Here is a 16159-nt window from a genome sequence, read left to right on the forward strand (position 1 = left end):
GGCGGGACGAAGCAGAGAAGTCCCTCCCGAGGTGCAGCGCCGGCAGCAGTGCAGGATGGGGGCTGCCGGGTGGTCCGGCACGGAGGGATGTCGCATGGGGAAGCGGACACGGAACGCGAAGATCAAGAGCAACAGGCGCAGCGCCGCCCGGCAGTCCGGTGATCCGTTGAAGGACCGGCGCATCCCCGGGAAGGTCATCGAGATTCCCGACCCGTTCGTACCTGACGGGTACGAGCTCATCGCCGCTGAGACGTCGGACGCGGAGATGTTCGCGTCGGTCCTGCAGCTGGCCGACCCGGACAACCCGAATGGGACCTGGTCCGGGATCGGCACGTTGATCGCCCAAGCCGAGCAGGACATAGCCGCCGGCACCCGGTTGGTGTTCGGTGCCAGGCATGAGTCCGGAACCCTGGCCGCCGCGCTAGTGGCGCAGCCGCCCATGCACTGGATTAGCACCCATCACGAGCTGCAGCACGAGGGCGCGCGCGTAGCGTTCGCCCGCTGCGTCGCGACCATCGACAGCGTGGCCGTCGTCGCGGCGCACCGAGGCAAGGGCCTTGCACGGGCGTTGATCACGACGGCCGAGCAGCACCTGGGAGATGCCGGGTATCCCCTGGTCCACATCGTGCACCAGCCCGAGCTCACCGACTTCTACGGCCGGCTCGGATACACCCATGACCCCAGCGGCCTGACGATCGGGACTCCGGTCGGGGTCGTGGCGCAGCCGAACCCGACCGGCTACACCGGATCGTGGAAGGCGTTGCGGGATCAGGTCCGCGTCGAGAACCTGGGCTACGCGAACGGCACTTTCGACACGCTGCTCGGGGTGATCCCGGGAGCCGACAACGACTGACGCCCCACCCGCGTCAACCCGAACATTCGAGCCAACGCGATGCGCTGACCCGGCGTCGGACAGACCCGGAAGACATACCGCAGATGCATCCGAGCAACGTATGCGCCCGGTCTGACAGTCAGCGCATCGAGCTTCACCGTGTCCATGGGCGGCATGTCGGGGCGGCGTTGGCCCAGGCAGTAATACCCCTGGCTCGCCTCCCTCCTGCCGTGTTGGATATCCGCCGGTGGAGATATCAGTGCGGTATGCCCTCTTTACCAGTGGCTGCGGAGCGTTCAGCATCGGTCGCAAGACGTTGAAGTACCAGGGGGCGGGAGTAGAGATGTCTGCTGGAACGGGTGGGGACTACTGGTCGGAACAACAGCTGCCGAGCGTCCTGAAGCACAACCTGCTGGGTCGGTACATTCCCCAGTTCGGCGGGATGACCGGCTCGCGGGAGGGCCGGATCGTCTACCTGGACGGCTACGCCGGCGAAGGTCGCTACGAGAGCGGCGAATCCGGCTCTGCGGAAATCGCCATGAAAGTTGCCTCAGGCCACCTGCGGAGGCACCACCTGCGGTGGACCTGCTTCTTCGTCGAACGCGAGCCGGAATCCCTGGCCCGCCTGGAAAAGGTCGCCAGCATCTACCGGACACAGGGCGTCGACGCCCGCGTTCACCCCGGCGACGTCGACGGCGTGCTCGACACCGTGCTCCAGACCGCGGACGGGTTGCCACTGTTCCTGTTCCTCGACCCGACCGGCTTGTGCCTGCCCTTCAACCGCCTCGTCGACGCCATGGCCCAGCGGGATCAGCCCCACCGGTGGCAACCGACCGAGTTCCTGATGAACTTCAGCATGGTCGCCGTCCGACGGCTGGGCGGGAATGCCCGCTCCGACAAGGGGCTGGAGCGTTCCTCGGAGCGATTCGACGAGGTATGCGGGGGCCGCTGGTGGCGGGAGTACTTCCCGGTCGGCCAGCCGTTCACCCCGGGCGCCGATGAAGCGGTAGCAGCCGAGTACGCGCGCCGCCTGGCGGAACAGACCGGCATGCTGGTCCAGTCGGTGCCCGTCGCGAAGGCTCCGCACCACAAACCGGTCTACCACCTGGTCTTCGGCACTCGCCGCCAGCACGGGCTGTGGGTCTTCGGCGACGCGATCGCCCGCGCCCGCGACGCCTGGTGGGAGAAGCTGGAAGTGGCCGAGGAGAAGAAGGACCAGGGCACGCTGTTCTCCGCCACCTCGCTGATCCGCCCGAACCCCCAGGAGATCACCGACGCCGCGGTGCCGGCCATGGCCGAGAACCTGGCCCAGCTCCTCACCCGCGGGAAACCGTTCACCTTGGTGGACCAGACCCTGGACGTCTTCGGCCAGTACTACGGGCAGGTCACCGAACCCACCGCCCGCGCCGCTGTAAAACGTCTGCACGAACAAGGCGGAACGCCCAGCACCGGAATCGGCAAGAAGATCCGGGACCTGATCGTCGAACCCCCGACGTAGGTCAGACCGCTGCAGGCACCGGCATCTGGTCCCAGGTGCGGCCCTGGAGCGTGCGGCCGCCAGCTTTCGGGGTGCGGCCGCCCCACTGCTTGAAGAAGAACGCGACCTGGGCATCAACGCTCAGGTCCCGGATCTGGACGGCCCACGCCTCGTCCATCGGGCGGTGGCCAGAGCCGGACTCGCCGCCGGCGATGACCCATCCGATGCCGGTCAGGTCCAGGCCGTCCAGCGGGCCCAGGAGCGGCTCGCAGGACAGGAATCGCACGGCGGCAGGCACTTGGCGCAGATCGTCGACTCGGGGCAGTTCCTTCGCGGTCTCCACCGAGACGCCCATCCATACATTCGCCGGCCAGTCCAGCTGGTCGGCAACCTGGCGCAGGCGCCGGGCCCGCTTGGTCAGGACCTGGTAGGTGTGTTGCGGGGTGTCCGCCATGACGGCGAAGACCTGCCGGACGAAGTCCAGCGGCACCCGGGCATGAAACAGGTCCGACATGGAGTTCACGAACACCGTCCGCGGGCTTTTCCACCCGTACGGAATGTTCAGGGACTCGGCGTGCACCGTCAGGTCGAAGCCCGGCCCGGAGGTCCGCGGATCACCGTCGTTCTGATATTTGTCCGCGCCCATCGCCTTCAGCCGCTTCGCGAGCGTCAGCGCGTAGCAGTTGTCACACCCCGAGGAGACGCGGTCGCATCCCGTCGTCGGGTTCCACGTCGCCTCCGTCCACTCGATGGAACTTCGGTCACTCACGAATCGTCTCCTGTCACTGCACTCGCCCCTGTAGGCCCGACACGGCCGGCGCAACCTCGTGAGGAGCAGAACGCCGCCCCATACAACCACCGTTGGAACCCGGAATCTCCCCCAGACCTACAACCGTTAATCAAACGTACGTTCGCAATGGGTCCGGGTTCCAGCACGCTATCTGCGGCAGGGCTGAAGCGAGGGCGAGGCCGTAGACCACCTGCTCCACGCAGAACCGCTGCTGAGACCACCGCCCAGAGCGCCAGCGTCACGCCGTTGTTGTCGGCCGCCCAGGCCGTTCCCCTTGTCGATGTGGCGCCCATGACGTCAGGGGCCCTGCTCGGCCGCCTGGCGGCCGAGCAGGGCTGCCGACGAGAACTTGCCCCGGCTCGGAGTGATCGCCCGCCAGCGGGCCGCATGATCGCTTTAGACGGGCACATGACCGTGGGCGTCACGTTCGAACTGCCCGGATTCGTAGTAGGTCTCTTGCTCGGCGGCGGTAGTTGGGCGCGGGAGCGTCGCCGCAAGGTCATCGTCGAAGGTGAACGCGCCGCATCCTTCGCAAGCGGCGAGACCGGGCTGCATGCGACGGATCTGGCACTGCGGGCACAGGGCCCAGCCCAGGTGCTCGGCGCACATCGGTTCACCGGCAACCGCCAGTTTCTTGCACAAGCCGTTGTCGCCTTCGCAGTCGCGTAGCCGCGCGTTCTCGTATCCGGTGAAGGTCTGCTCGGACAGCGTCGGCGGTGTCCAGGTCTCCTCGGCGTTGCCGTGGTCCCACTGGCTCGAGGGCTGGGCGGGCAGCTTGGGGGCCAGGCGCGGAGCTCCTGCCCGCATCGCCTGGCTCAGCCGCCAGCTGACGATGGCGCCCACCGACGCCCTGATCTTTTCCCTGGGCGGCAGCGGCTCTCCAGCGACGATCTGCCAGATGTGCTCAGCCCGGAAGCCGACCGCAAGCATCGAGGTGACCGACACCGCCTGGTCCCGAAGCACGTCACCGGTCAGATAAAACTCCGGCTTCGTTGCCGCGATCGACAACAGCAGCTCCACACCCGGCGTGCGCTCCAGCGGCTCATCCGCGCGCGGCCCGGGCTTGGCCGCCAGTGCAGCCTTCGCCTCGGCCGCAGCTGCAGGCGCCGTCTCGTGCACTGCTCCGATTCCGCCACCGCTTCCGTCCGTCCCTCCCTCCGTCTGGGTCTCGCGCGCTACCTCCTGTACGTACGGGACGGACGGACGGTGTGATTCTTGAAGAGGGTTCTCGACAGGGTTCTTGATATTGGGCGTCATGGGTGACGCCACCCCCCTCCTTGGAAGGTGGCGTCATGGGTGACGCCACCCCCTCCTTCTTCTTTGCCGACCGCCCGCCCTTGGGCAGGATCCCGGCTTCCTTCTTGGCCTTCACCCGGGCCTCGGTCACCTCGTCCGCCGCTTGGGCAGAGGTCTGCCCCGGCTTCAACGGGTCCTTCCAGTCACCGCGCCAGAACTCTGCATCCCGCAGGTGGTAGACGTTCGCGTCATTGAGCTTGGGCTGGCCAGGAACCGGCCGCGATTCGACCCAGAACAGGCCGGCGCACTGCCCCTCCAAGATCGTCCGGTCGAGAGTCTTGACCGAGCAGCCGAGCTGTTTGGCAAGTTCCGGGCGGTACGGCTTGGCTTTCCCCGTGTCGCGGGCGCCGATGTCCGCGTAGGTCACCAAGATCGTGTAGAGGGTCCGCAGGTTCGTCGTGTAGCGGGGGTCGCAGACCCAGCGCGACACAACCTGCCCAAACGGAAGGCCGCCACCACGGCGAACCTCAGGCTCCCGCTTCATCGCGTCACCCCCGCGACACGCAGTTGCCGCTGTGTGGCTGCGGCGAGGCCTCGAGCATGGGCGCTGTGCAGTGACGGCATCCGACGATCCTGAACCCGACCGGACGGCGCTGCCGCGGAGAGAAGCCGCGGTCCCGCCGGGCGGGACGGGCTGCCAGAAATCCTGATCGGGCATCCCGTTGGACGGGACGCTGCGCAGCCGGGGTCGTGCCGGCACAAGGTGGTGGTGGGCAGAGAAGTGGTCATACCCGGGGAAGTGGCGGTAGCCCCGCCGATGTGACATCCCGTCCGAAAATTTCTTTCCGGGATCGAATCCGCGGCCGGAGGGCGGCGGCGATGGAGCTGGCGGTACATGAGGTGGATCTCCCCAAATTGGGGAGTCGGGAGCGGCGAATGTAACCAGACAAACAGGGCGAAAAGGTGCTCCGTACTGGCTATCTGGTGAGCTGTGCCTATCCTGGGGGTAGGTGACCACGCGGACCTTATGGTCCACGGGCATCACCCGGCAGGCGAGGTCACCCTCACTGCTCACGACTCGGTTCTGGCAAGGGTGCGAGTCGATTGCTAGGAAGCGGCTCCCGTTGTGGCGACGGGGGCCGCTTCGCGTTTATGGCGCTCGTGCGGTCATCGCGTACTTCCTAACTGGAGGTGTCGGCCTGGTCAGGGTCGACGAGCGCTTCAGGGTGTTTGGCTGCAAGCCCTCTGAGCAGGTGGGCGTACGCCTCGCGGTACGGGGGGCGAGGCTCGACCTTCCCTGCTTCCCACCTCACGATGGCCAAGCGTTTTACGCCGAGGGTGTTGGCTACCTGTTCCTGTGTGAGCCGATCCGCTCTGCGTAGGCGCCCACGCAGAGCCGGTGCAGGCAGGTCGGCGGGACGGTTGATCAACGCGTCTACAGCCTCGAGCAGCTCGGACACCAGACACCTCCCGGAACGGCTACAGATTCGACGAAAGATACATCAAAGCAATCCCTCTGTACGTGCCTTGACCGCGTGTCACTCCAGGAGCTTTTCATCCACAGTTGCGCGCCAAGGCCCAAGGGTTCCCGGAGGCGATCGTTCAGTGGCCAAAGGCACTCGTCTGCAGTGCCAGCTAGGTGTTAGACGTGGATGTGGTGCGTACAGTTGATTGCGGGCATGGAGACTCATCCGTTCGGCGTTCGACCCGTTGTCGCAGGCCAGCGGTAATGATTGCTAGGTTGCAGACTCGTGGGACTGCTGAAACTTACAGTTGCTCACTTAAACGTCTAGGTCAAGTATCGGGTGCCCCCGCGACGTGGGCATCCTGCAGTAGAAGCGTCGGACCAGGAGGTGCCGTGCCGGGAAGGAAGCGCGCAGCAGGCGTTGGCTATGAGGCCATCGCCGACGCTCTTCGCGAGCGCATTGAGAGCGGCGAGCTGCCCCCGGGTGCCAAGGTGCCGAGTGAGGCCGACGTGATGACCGAGTTCGGAGCCGGTCGCGACACTGTTACTAAGGCGCTTCGGCGGCTCCGTGATGAAGGGCTCACGACGGCGACCCAGGGGGCCGCCACAAGGGTCCGCGAATTCAAGCCGATCCGACGTCCGGCGAACCGGAGGCTGTCGCAGGAGGTTTGGGGTGCTGGCGTGTCCATGTGGGCGATTGACGTCCAGGACAAGACCCCCACTGTGGCCGATGCGAAGGTTGAGCGCATCGAGGCAACCGTTCGAGTAGCGGAAGCGCTTGGCATTCGCCGAGGTGAGGCGGTCGTGCGCCGCAGTCGCCGCTACCTCGTTGATGGCAAACCGGTCCTGAAGTCTGACTCCTACCTGCCGGCCGAGATCGCCGACGGGACCGCCATCGCAGAGATCGAAACTGGCGATGGCGGGATCTATGCGCGACTCGGAGAGCTGGGTTTTGGCCCGGCTCGATTCAAGGAAGAACTGCGGATCCGGATGCCGAACCGGCAGGAGAAGGCCTGGCTGCAGCTGGGCCCCGGCACGCCTGTGGTCATCATCGTCCGCGTAGCAGTCACGGCCGAAGGTCGGGTCGTGGAGGTCAACGAGATGGTGCTCGACGCCAGCGCCTACATCTTGGACTACGTGATCGACGCCTAGTCGAACCTTCGTCGCTTGCAGGGCCTCCACCGCTTGGTGGAGGCCCTTTTTGCGGTTGTTCCGCGATTCGCGCTTGCCACCCTTGACTTAGACGTGGAAGTTGTCGCACTGTTGGAACACGGAGAACTTGGACGTCTAAGTCCATCTTCGTGACTTCGCCTCACCTACACCCAATCTGGAGCCTCCATGAGCCACGATCCCCCGCTCGTCACAGAGAACGTGGCCGAAGACCCGGACCCATTCCTGACGGTTGCTGAAGTCGTTGCCCGGCTCCGCGTCTCCAAGTCGACCGTCTACAACCTCATCGGCAGCGGGCGTCTCGCAGCCCACCGCATGGGCCGCGGCAAGATCCGGCCCCGGGGTTACCGCGTTCCTGAATCACAGGTCCTGCAGTACCTGCAGAACAGCCGCACGTCCGAACCGGTCGAAGGTCTCGCCTCATGACCACGATTCACAAGGTCTCTGCCACTGATTGCGGAGCGGGCGCTGGCAAGTTCAGAGTCTCTGCGGTTCGTGCCGCGCAGTACGCCCATATCAGCAGCTGAGCCGGCGCCTTCTACGAGGCCCGCTGAGAAGCGGGCCTGGTGGTGGGACGTCGGAGACGGCTCCCCTGTAGGACAGCACCACCGCAAAACAGCAGGAGTCACCGCTTTCGGGCGGCGGCAATGGGGTTGTAGCCCGCGCTCCCCCGGCCGAGGCGCCTGTACCGAATAGCACCGCCTGATCCACCTCGAACAGCGCGCTGTTGCGCTGTCTGTCCGTCAGGACCGCCCGGCCGAAAGGCCGGCCTGGCGTGGCAGAGAGAGCAGCACTCGCTCCACCTGAACGAAGGAGATCGTGATGGCGAAGAACCACAAGCGTCCCGGTCGGGTCCGGACCGAGCGCAACAACCGCCGCGAGGCGCTCAAGCTCAGCACCATGGCCCCGGAGGACTTCAACGTCCGGCCCGGCGAGACGAAGTCGATCGCCTGCCCGGACTGCCGGACCTGGCGCCGGATCATGGGGGACTACGACTTCAAGATCCGTGAGCACTGCTTCAGCGACAAGGTCGCTGAAGGCGAGAAGCACGAACGCTGCCCCGGTAGCAACCAGGCGGTCGACATCAACATTGACGTCCGGCGCTGGCAGGTCCTCCAGGACCGTCTGCTGCGGGACGCGATGCCGCAGGACAACCGGCGTGCGGCGCAGCAGTTCTACAAGCCCCTCCCCGCTCCGGCCCCTCCGGTCTCCCGGATGGCGGGGGAGGACACGTTGGACTCGACGCGTCAGTCGTACCTCGCTCACCGCAGGGGGTGCAGGGACTGCACGAAGGGCCAGCACTGCACGGACGGCGAGCGCCTGGCGCGCCGCTTCGCGCAGGTACTTGTGAAGACGCCCAGTCACCGCGAGGCCAACGGGCTTCTCGCACGCGAGGAAGCGCGTACCGCACGGCAGCACGCTCAGCAGCGGTCGCGGCGCGGTGAGCAGTGGGCCGAGCACGGCGGCGCGGCTGTTGAGACGGCGAACAACCAGTGCCGCGAGCGGCAGTCGGACGCGCTCTCCGAGTTCCGCGGCCCCGGCCTCCCGCTGAAGGCGCAGGACGTGGAGGCGCACGAACGGCGACAGGCGGAACTGGGCAGGCAGTACGCCCGGAAGAACGCGGCCACGTCGGCCGCCTGACCCACACCGAAACGATCGACCACGGCCCCGGCCGCCCCGCAGTAAAGGGGGGCGGCCGGGGCCGTGGCTGCTCGTACAGCAGCCACTCCCCATTTGGGGAGTGATCGTGACAGCCCTTGGGATTACGGCCCGTGGGGCTGTCCAGGACCTGACTGGAGGACCTGATGCCCAGCATGACACGCACCGCCCCCGCCCCGTGGAACGGCCTCTACCGCGAGATGGAGGACGACGACAACCAGGATGGCCCGGAGCGCGATGAGACCGACGCCTTCCACCAGTTGGTCCGCCACCTGGTGGCTGACGGCGACTGCCGCGCCGCGATGGCCGGGCGCCGCGCCCGCCGCACCCTTGCGGAGATGGGGGCGGCCCGATGAGTGCACAAGCTGATGCCGCCCGGGCCGCCGCGCAGGTCGACCGCGACGCACGTGCCGCTGCCGCAGCCGCTGCCGCAGCAGGGGGTGCCCGGTGAGTGCTCCCGCCGATCAGGGCCTGGCCGCACGGGCCTTAGCCGCCGCTACCGCCCAGCGCATCGCGGCAGCCAAGCAGGCCGCGGCTGCTGCGGAAGCCGCCCGTCGCGCGGCGGGCGGCGGCTGATGGGTACACCCCCACCACAACCGAAGCGCTTGTTCGACCGCTATATGACGGCCGCCACCGCCAACCGTGTGCACGGCGAAGCCTGTACCAGGTGTTCGCCGGGCGCCCGGTGCGGTGAGGGCCGGCGTCTGTATGAGTCGTTCGGCCGCCTCCAGGACGCCTACCTCGCCCAGCAGAAGCGGCAGCGAGGCTGACCGCACGGCGGGACGCAAACCCAACTGCTGCCCCGCACCGCGCTGTTTCACCAGGTCGGCCGCCCGCGTCACGGGCGGCCGACCTTTCGCACGCCTCCAGCCCGGGAACATCCCGGGCCCGCCACTCTGCAAGGAGTCGCTATGCGCACCACACCGCTCGACACCGCGGCGCCCGCCGCCGGCACCACGCCGTTGCCGGACTGGCTGTGTACGCACTTGCCGAAGTGCCCGTCGGCCGAGGCTTCGGACCGGGAGGCCGCCGCCATCGTGGCCGCGTTCCCCGAGCAGGGCTGGAGCCTTTTGTGTAACTCCGTCCTGCTTTTCGAGGACACCGGCGAGCTGCTGCCCGATGGGCAGATCATCGCCCCGCACCGGCCGCTGGGTACCGAACAGCTCGCCACGGCCTGACGGCTGCCCGATCCGCCCGCACCGGCCGCCGACCTCTTGGCGGCCGGGTCGGGCGGTGACAGGGAGCCGGACAGTCCGGACCGCCATCGAGAGGACCACCTCATGATCGACACCCGTACGCAGAGCACGCCGGACGACAGCGGGGACGACGACACCGTGCGCGTCCCGCTCGACGAAGTCTGACGCCACGCCGATTGCCCCTGCCTCCCCCGCCCGTCCCGGCCGTGTGCCAGCACGGGCGGGACTGAGGGTGAGGCCGGACGTAGCACAACAGCCCTCCGAGTCCTCGGCATTAGAGCTGCCGGGGTCCCGGAGGGCCTGGTCACGACCCTACCCACCGCCGTAGATCCACGGTGCCCCTTCTCTACGGAGGCGCCCGGAAGAAAGGACACCCCGTGGCCACCAAGCCCGCCACCCGCCGCAGGCGCCAGCCCGCAGCGAACACCAAGCCCCGCACCACTGGGCGCGCCAAGGTACCGGCGATGTCGGCCTCTGTCCCCGCCCAGGCTGCCGCCCCCGAGACCGTCGCACCGCTGGTGCACCTGGAGGCCGACCCGGTCGTGGCTGACGCCGCTGACCGCGCCGCCGACCTCCGGGACCTGGCCCTCGACGATGTCGCGCGGATCCTGGCCGACGGCGAGGTGCGCGCCACCGAGCTGCTGGACGGCGCGCGCAGCGAGGCTGCCTCGATCACCGAGGCCGCCAGCGCGGAGCAGTCCCGCCTTCTGGCCGTCGCCCAGGCTGACGCCGGCCAGATCCGCTCCGCCGCCGATGCCACGGCTCAGCAGCTGCTCGTTGACGCGCGCCGCCAGGCCGACACCGTCACTACGACGGCGACCGGCGAGGCCGAACGCGTCCTCGCCGACGCCAAGACGAGTGTCGAGCAGCTGCTCGCTGACGCGCGCCGCCAGGCGCAGGAGGTCACCATCACGGCGGCCGCGCAGGCGGAGCAGGTCCGCTCCGAGGCCGTGAAGGCCGTGGCGAAGGCACTCGCCGACGCGGAGAGCGTGCGTACCGAGCTGCTCGCGGCTGCGGAGCGCACTGCGGCTGAGACCCGCACCCGTGCCGCCACCGACGCCGAACAGGTGCTAGGGCGGGCGCGGGGCGAGGCGGAGCGGTTGCGCGAGAGCGCGGACGACCAGGCCGTGCAGGTGAGGGCCGGAGCGGAGAAGGTGGCCGCCGGCCTTCGTCAGGATGCCGACCGCGCACTGGCCGAGGCCCGCACCTGCGCTGAGGAGCTGCGGGCCGCTGCCGACAGGGACGTCGACCGGCTGCGCGAGCAGGCCGAGACGGAGGCGAGGACGGCCCGGCAGGCGGCGGCACAGGCCACGGCTGACCAGGCCGCCGCCGCCCAGGCCCGCGCTGAAGCGGACCGGGTCCTCGAGGCGGCGACGCAGCGCACCGTGCAGCGGGCGCGGCGCCGGGAGATCCGGACCGAGTCGCGCGCCGCCCGGCGCAAGGCCCGCGCGGACGCCCGGCCCGCGGGCGGGGTGCCGCCGCTGTCCGGGCAGGAACTGGTGCTGGTCGTCGGGATCGTCCTGGCGGCCGCGGCCGTCTCCACCCTCGGCCTGCTCTCCTCCTACAGCGCGCTGGAGGCCAAGGCGTTCGGGTGGGGCTGGGACTGGCCGTGGATGCTGCCCGTCGGCATCGACGTCGCGATCCCCGCGTTCACCGGCGCCAGTCTGGTCCTGATCCGGATGGGCATGGAGCTCCGGTGGATCCGGTGGGTGCCCAGGGCACTGACGGCGGTGACCGTGTACCTGAACTGGACCGCCTCGAACTCCATGGCGGGGCGCCTCGGGCACGCCGCCCTCACGCTGCTGTGGGTGATCTTCTCTGAGATCGCCTCGCATGTGTACGCCACGCGGATCGGCGCGGTCACCGGCAAGAAGCGGATGGAGACGGTGCGGCGCTCGCGCTGGATCCTCGCCCCGATCCCCACCGCCCGCCTTCGCCGCCGGATGATCCTGTGGGAGATCACCTCCTATGAGGAGGCGCTCACCCGTCTCCAGGAGCAGACGTACCTGCGAGCGCAGCTCCGGGAAGAGTTCGGGTGGAGGTGGCGGAGCAAGGCTCCGTTGGAGCAGCGGATGGTGCTCAAGCTCGGGGAGGCGCCCGCCGCGCTCGCCGACACGCTCACCCCCGAGGACGCGCTCACGGTCGAGCGGGTGCAGGAGAGCGAGCACGCTCAGCCGGACATGAGCGCGCTCACCTCGGGAGAGGTTCGCGGTGAGCGCGAGCGCCCGGCGCTCACCTCCGGCGCTCACGAGGGTGAGCGCGCCACGGAGGACGACGACGCTCACCGAGCGGAGAGCGCTCGTACGCGCAGGGAGAGTGACGCGCTGACCGAGCGCCGCCACGCTCGCATCCGTCTGCTCTACACCGAGCTCGGGCGCCGCCCCGAGTGGACGGAGATCCGCGACGCGCTCACCGACGCGGCCCTGTCCGACACCCCGGTCTCCCGCCCGACCGCCCAGCGCCTGCGCGCTCAGGTCGAAGAGCCCGCCCCGGGCGTGTAGGTGAGCGCCCGGTGAGCGCGTGACGCTCACCCGGTGGGCGCGGACGCGCTCACTCCCTGGCAGAACCCCTGCCGCTTTTGGTCGCCCCCGGCCCGCGCTCACGCTCCCGAGCGTGAGCGCGGACCGGTGACGGCCACGGCCGGCAGGCCGCTCGCCCGCACCCCGCCTCGAGCGGGGCGCGGCCGATCAGCTTGACCCGAGCACGATCCCGGCCCCGCACGAACACCTCGGGGACACGGACCCCTTCCCCCTCCCCCACCCCGAGACCTGGAGGTCTTCAGCCATGCCCGAGAACAACAACCGGTGGACCTCGGACCACCTGATGAAGCCAGGCGGCACCGCCCTGTACGCCGCCCAGCAGCGCGAGCGGCTGCGGCAGATGGCCGACCAGGTCCAAGCGCTGCTCAACGAGTACCGGGCCGACCTGGAGAACATCGAGATCGAGGGCGACAAGCCCTTCGCGGCCCGCATCCGCGCTTATCTCGCGTCGCGCCCACTGGCGAAGCTCGAAAGCGACCTGCGGGACGCGGTGAACCACGCCGGAAAACTGGATGCGGAATTCCAGAAGCGGTATGTCGAGCTGCCGAAGAAGCGGGAGGCGAACGCGGAGAAGAAAGAGCTGGAGGAGGCCAGGAAAAAGGGCCTGAGCAACGCCCGCGCGGTCAACACCGCCGGGCAGCTCCAGGGCATGGCGCTGGGGCTGGAGGACCCGGCGAAGGACGGCAAGTCCGTTGCCCAGAAGAGCGGTACGGAGGGACAGGAGCCGACGTTCCTGGACTACCTCGACAACCAGAGGAGGGCATAGCCGATGGCCTTTTCCCCGGGCCAGCTCGACTACTGGAACAAGCGGCTGGAGGCGGCCCGGACCAACCCGGACCGCGCCCGCACGATGTGGGACCTGGCGCGCACGATCGCCGGCCGCGACGACGAGGTGTGGGCCGACCTGGTCCGGCTGCTCGGCAAGTGGACCGAGGAGCAGCAGGGCCAGGGCAAGCCGTAACGCTTCGCGCTCATCATCATCACTTCATCCCCGTGATCCGGGGTCGCCACGTACGCGTGTACGCGTACGCGTGAAGCGACCCCGGATCGGTCACGGAGGGTGACCAAGAGAAGGAGACCGGCCGATGGCCGACGACGACACCGGAGGGACGCTCCACCCCTTCCCCGGGCTGCGGATCCCGGGGGCGGTCGCGGACGACCCGCCGCCGGCCTCCGGCGGCTTCCCGACTCTGGCCCCCGTGGCCGCTCTCGCACCTCCCGCTTCGCTTTCCATCGCCGACGCCCCCGACCTTTCCGGGGGTGCAGTGGCGGGCACGACCACCGCACATCGCGATCCGGGCCTTTCAGGGGATTCCCAGTCCTCCGGCAGCGGCGTGGGCGCCATGTCGGTGGTGATGATGGCGGGAATCACGGTCGCGGCAATGCGCGGCGCTTATCACGCAGCCGCCTACCTGAAAGCCCGTCACGACCACCACCGTGCCATCGCGGATCAGCAGGGCGCGGCGGCGGATAAGTCCGGCCTGGAACTCGAAAAAGCCCGCATCGGGGCCGACGTGGCGCGCCAGAAATCGCGTATCCAGTCCGGTCCGGAATTCGGCAAGTCGAACCGGAATTCATCCGGTTCGGGAGGCCGCTCGAATTCCGGGAAGAACCAGACTCCGGCGTCTTTGCGCTCCGGAGGGGGCTTGAACCGGCAGGGCGGAGGCGGGGGCAAGGCGTCCAACAAGGGCCCTGGCGGCGGCTCTGGCGGCCGTTCGGGCGGCGGGGGCACTCCTGGGCAGTCCAGGCTCTCCCCGTCCCGCAAGAAGCCGCTGGACGGCGGGGGCGGAAAGAGCCCCGCGAACCGCAATTCCAGTGGTTCGGGCGGTGGTTCGGGCGGGGTCCGCAACGGCTCCGGCAACTCGAAGGCGGATCGCGGACCGAGTCTGCGCTCAGCCGCCCGGCAGCGGGCCGCGGACCGCGTCCGCAACGGTCCCGCGCCGAAGAACGGCCCGTCGCCGAAGTCCGGCGGGGGAAGGGGCGGCACGCCCGGCAGCGGCTCCGGCGGCCCGTCGGGGAAGAAGACCGGATCGGGCGGCCCGGGTACGACGCCCAACTCCGGCTCGAAGTCCCCGAAGTCTCCGAAGCCGGGGACGAAGGGGTCGGGCGGCACCCCGGGAACGGGCTCGGGCTCCACATCCGGGTCCGGTACGGGGCGCACCACGCTGCCGCAGGCGATCGCGAAGGAGTCCGAGCGTCGCCTGAACAAGCGCCGCAAGCGGCTGCAGCCCGTCATCGCCCGGCCGCGCACCGGCAAGAAGCCCAAGAAGGGCGGCAAGGCGACAGCGGCCGGGACGGCGCCGACCACCCCGAAGGTCAGTCTGACCAAGAAGCCCAAGACGCCGACGCCGACGCCGCCGAAGGTGAGCCTGACCAAGAAGCCGCGGCCGCCGAAGGTCAGCCTCAAGAAGAAGCCCGGCACCAAGGGTTCGGGAAGCGCCGGCCCCGCCGGGTCCGGTACGCCGGGAGCGGCGAGGCCGAAGGTCAACCTGCGCAAGAAGCCGCGGGTCAACCTGAAGAAGAAGCCCGGCGTGAAGGGCTCGGGCAAGAAGGCCGGCCCCGCCGGTCCGGCCGCTCCGGCACCCGGTCCGACCGGGGCCGGCCCGGGGACGGGCACCGGCACGCCGAAGGGCAAGGGCAAGGGCTGGCGCTGGGGTGGGCGCAAGGACCCGAACAAGGGCCGCGGTGCGCGCGAGCGGTGGGAGCGCACGAACGCCCGCCGGGGCACCGCTTCCGGACCGGCCGACCCGGGCGGGAGCTTCGGCCCGCCGCCCGGCTGGGGCCACACCGTGGACACCACCGTGACGCTGGAGCGCCTCGATGGCGGCCCCGGAGCCCAGGAGCGCCGCCACCAGCCCAAATCCACCACCACGAGCCGGGTCGCGCTGCCCGCCGGAACGAAAGGAGCGCCCGTGACCGCGAGCGCCGTGCCCATGCCGCGCAAGGCACCCAACACCCAGTACGCCGACTCCGACCTGACGATCTACGACGTCATCGACTCCGACGCCGACATGGCGGAGGAAATCATGGCGGGCGCCGACAACGCCAGGGAGGCGGCGGAGGGCTGCAACAAGCTCACGACCCGCCTGGAGTACCTGCACGGCAAGGTCATGGACCTCAAGGTGCCGGGCGTCCTGGAGGGCTGGGTGCTGCTCCTGGCGGAGAAGGCGATGAACGTCAAGGCGCGGGCTGAGGCGGTGGCGGAGAAGATCCCCGCCGCGTCCGAGGCCATCGCCCAGGCCGGGCAGAACGCGGCACAGCGCCACCAGGAGGTCGCCGACGTGACCCGCGACCAGGGCCACGCCGCCCCGGCCGAAGCCGACTACCACAACGAATAGGAGGTGCCCATGTCGTCCGAACTGGTCCCCCGCATCGGCGGCGCCCTCGTGGCGACCGGCTCGGTGATCGGCGAAGGCATCCGCTACGGCGTCGTCATCGTCCAGCTCACCGCCGCCAGCGCCAAGATGATCGGGCTGTCCGAGACGGTCCGCGCCACGTTCAACTACGTGGAGAACTGCGCGAAGCAGGTGAACCGCCTCGCCGACCTGGCCGCCGCGAAGACCGTCGACAAGGACACCATCGGCGAACACCGCGACGCGGCGACGCTGATGCTCTCGGTCCTCGATGAGGCCGAAGCGATGGCGGTGGAGTGCGAGGAGATGTCGACGCTGTTCCACGACACCGCCGACGCCCACATCGCCGACTACGGCCCGGTCGCCGAAGCGGTGAACCGGATGTCGGTGCCCATGGCCGACCGGAGCTTCTACAGCAACCGCTGACCGGCCCTTCCCCCT

At 69.2% G+C, this 16159-nt stretch carries 16 protein-coding genes; 12 read left to right on the top strand and 4 right to left on the bottom strand.

The window, feature by feature from the left end; translation table 11 throughout:
• Positions 1-94 precede the first annotated feature (94 nt).
• Positions 95-853 (top strand): GNAT family N-acetyltransferase, encoded by a 759-nt coding sequence (locus tag O3X23_RS37355; protein WP_269277610.1) that lies wholly within the window; start codon positions 95-97, stop codon positions 851-853.
• On the opposite strand, the gene O3X23_RS37360 is transcribed toward O3X23_RS37355, so the two are convergent.
• The gene (locus O3X23_RS37360) at positions 793-1008 is read right to left on the bottom strand and encodes a helix-turn-helix domain-containing protein (protein ID WP_331283997.1); all 216 of its coding nucleotides are present in this window, start codon (positions 1006-1008) and stop codon (positions 793-795) included. The genes O3X23_RS37355 and O3X23_RS37360 overlap by 61 nt on opposite strands.
• Positions 1009-1175: 167 nt before the next feature.
• On the opposite strand from O3X23_RS37360, the gene tcmP reads away from it, so the two are divergent.
• Positions 1176-2330, top strand: coding sequence for a three-Cys-motif partner protein TcmP (gene tcmP, locus O3X23_RS37365; protein ID WP_269277614.1), 1155 nt, complete (start codon positions 1176-1178; stop codon positions 2328-2330).
• Position 2331: 1 nt separating this feature from the next.
• Here the strand turns inward: tcmP and O3X23_RS37370 are convergent, their stop codons facing one another.
• From O3X23_RS37370 to O3X23_RS37380, 3 genes are all read right to left on the bottom strand, one after another.
• On the bottom strand, positions 2332-3078 hold the full coding sequence (locus tag O3X23_RS37370) for a DUF5131 family protein (protein WP_269277617.1): 747 nt from the start codon (positions 3076-3078) through the stop codon (positions 2332-2334).
• Between the two features lie 417 nt (positions 3079-3495).
• Positions 3496-4218, bottom strand: a complete 723-nt coding sequence (locus O3X23_RS37375; RefSeq protein ID WP_269277620.1) for a hypothetical protein — start codon at positions 4216-4218, stop codon at positions 3496-3498.
• A gap of 1298 nt (positions 4219-5516) precedes the next feature.
• The gene (locus O3X23_RS37380; RefSeq protein ID WP_269277623.1) at positions 5517-5795 is read right to left on the bottom strand and encodes a helix-turn-helix domain-containing protein; all 279 of its coding nucleotides are present in this window, start codon (positions 5793-5795) and stop codon (positions 5517-5519) included.
• 398 nt (positions 5796-6193) lie between these two features.
• Here O3X23_RS37380 and O3X23_RS37385 point away from each other — a divergent pair, with 398 nt between their 5' ends.
• The 10 genes from O3X23_RS37385 to O3X23_RS37430 all read left to right on the top strand — a co-directional run bounded on the left by O3X23_RS37385 (position 6194) and on the right by O3X23_RS37430 (position 16144).
• Positions 6194-6952: a GntR family transcriptional regulator gene (locus O3X23_RS37385; protein ID WP_269277626.1), complete on the top strand. Its 759-nt coding sequence runs from the start codon at positions 6194-6196 to the stop codon at positions 6950-6952.
• A gap of 186 nt (positions 6953-7138) precedes the next feature.
• Complete coding sequence (locus O3X23_RS37390; protein WP_269277629.1) at positions 7139-7396, top strand: helix-turn-helix domain-containing protein; 258 nt, start codon at positions 7139-7141, stop codon at positions 7394-7396.
• 396 nt (positions 7397-7792) lie between these two features.
• Positions 7793-8611, top strand: coding sequence for a hypothetical protein (locus tag O3X23_RS37395; RefSeq protein WP_269277632.1), 819 nt, complete (start codon positions 7793-7795; stop codon positions 8609-8611).
• 164 nt (positions 8612-8775) lie between these two features.
• The gene (locus O3X23_RS37400) at positions 8776-8985 is read left to right on the top strand and encodes a hypothetical protein (RefSeq protein ID WP_269277637.1); all 210 of its coding nucleotides are present in this window, start codon (positions 8776-8778) and stop codon (positions 8983-8985) included.
• Between the two features lie 618 nt (positions 8986-9603).
• Positions 9604-9807 carry a DUF5999 family protein gene (locus O3X23_RS37405; protein WP_331283998.1) on the top strand — a complete coding sequence of 68 codons (204 nt, stop codon included), beginning with the start codon at positions 9604-9606 and terminating at the stop codon, positions 9805-9807.
• Positions 9808-10202: 395 nt separating this feature from the next.
• Complete coding sequence (locus O3X23_RS37410; protein WP_269277643.1) at positions 10203-12326, top strand: DUF2637 domain-containing protein; 2124 nt, start codon at positions 10203-10205, stop codon at positions 12324-12326.
• A 283-nt stretch (positions 12327-12609) separates the two neighbouring features.
• A complete protein-coding gene (locus O3X23_RS37415; RefSeq protein ID WP_269277646.1) occupies positions 12610-13131 on the top strand; it encodes a hypothetical protein in 522 nt (173 codons plus the stop codon).
• A gap of 3 nt (positions 13132-13134) precedes the next feature.
• Positions 13135-13326 carry a hypothetical protein gene (locus O3X23_RS37420; RefSeq protein WP_269277649.1) on the top strand — a complete coding sequence of 64 codons (192 nt, stop codon included), beginning with the start codon at positions 13135-13137 and terminating at the stop codon, positions 13324-13326.
• Between the two features lie 124 nt (positions 13327-13450).
• Positions 13451-15703 carry a hypothetical protein gene (locus O3X23_RS37425; protein ID WP_269277653.1) on the top strand — a complete coding sequence of 751 codons (2253 nt, stop codon included), beginning with the start codon at positions 13451-13453 and terminating at the stop codon, positions 15701-15703.
• A gap of 9 nt (positions 15704-15712) precedes the next feature.
• Positions 15713-16144 carry a hypothetical protein gene (locus O3X23_RS37430; RefSeq protein WP_269277656.1) on the top strand — a complete coding sequence of 144 codons (432 nt, stop codon included), beginning with the start codon at positions 15713-15715 and terminating at the stop codon, positions 16142-16144.
• Positions 16145-16159 lie beyond the last annotated feature (15 nt).

Source organism: Streptomyces sp. H39-S7 (genome assembly GCF_027158205.1).
In the GTDB taxonomy this organism is placed as follows: domain Bacteria; phylum Actinomycetota; class Actinomycetes; order Streptomycetales; family Streptomycetaceae; genus Actinacidiphila.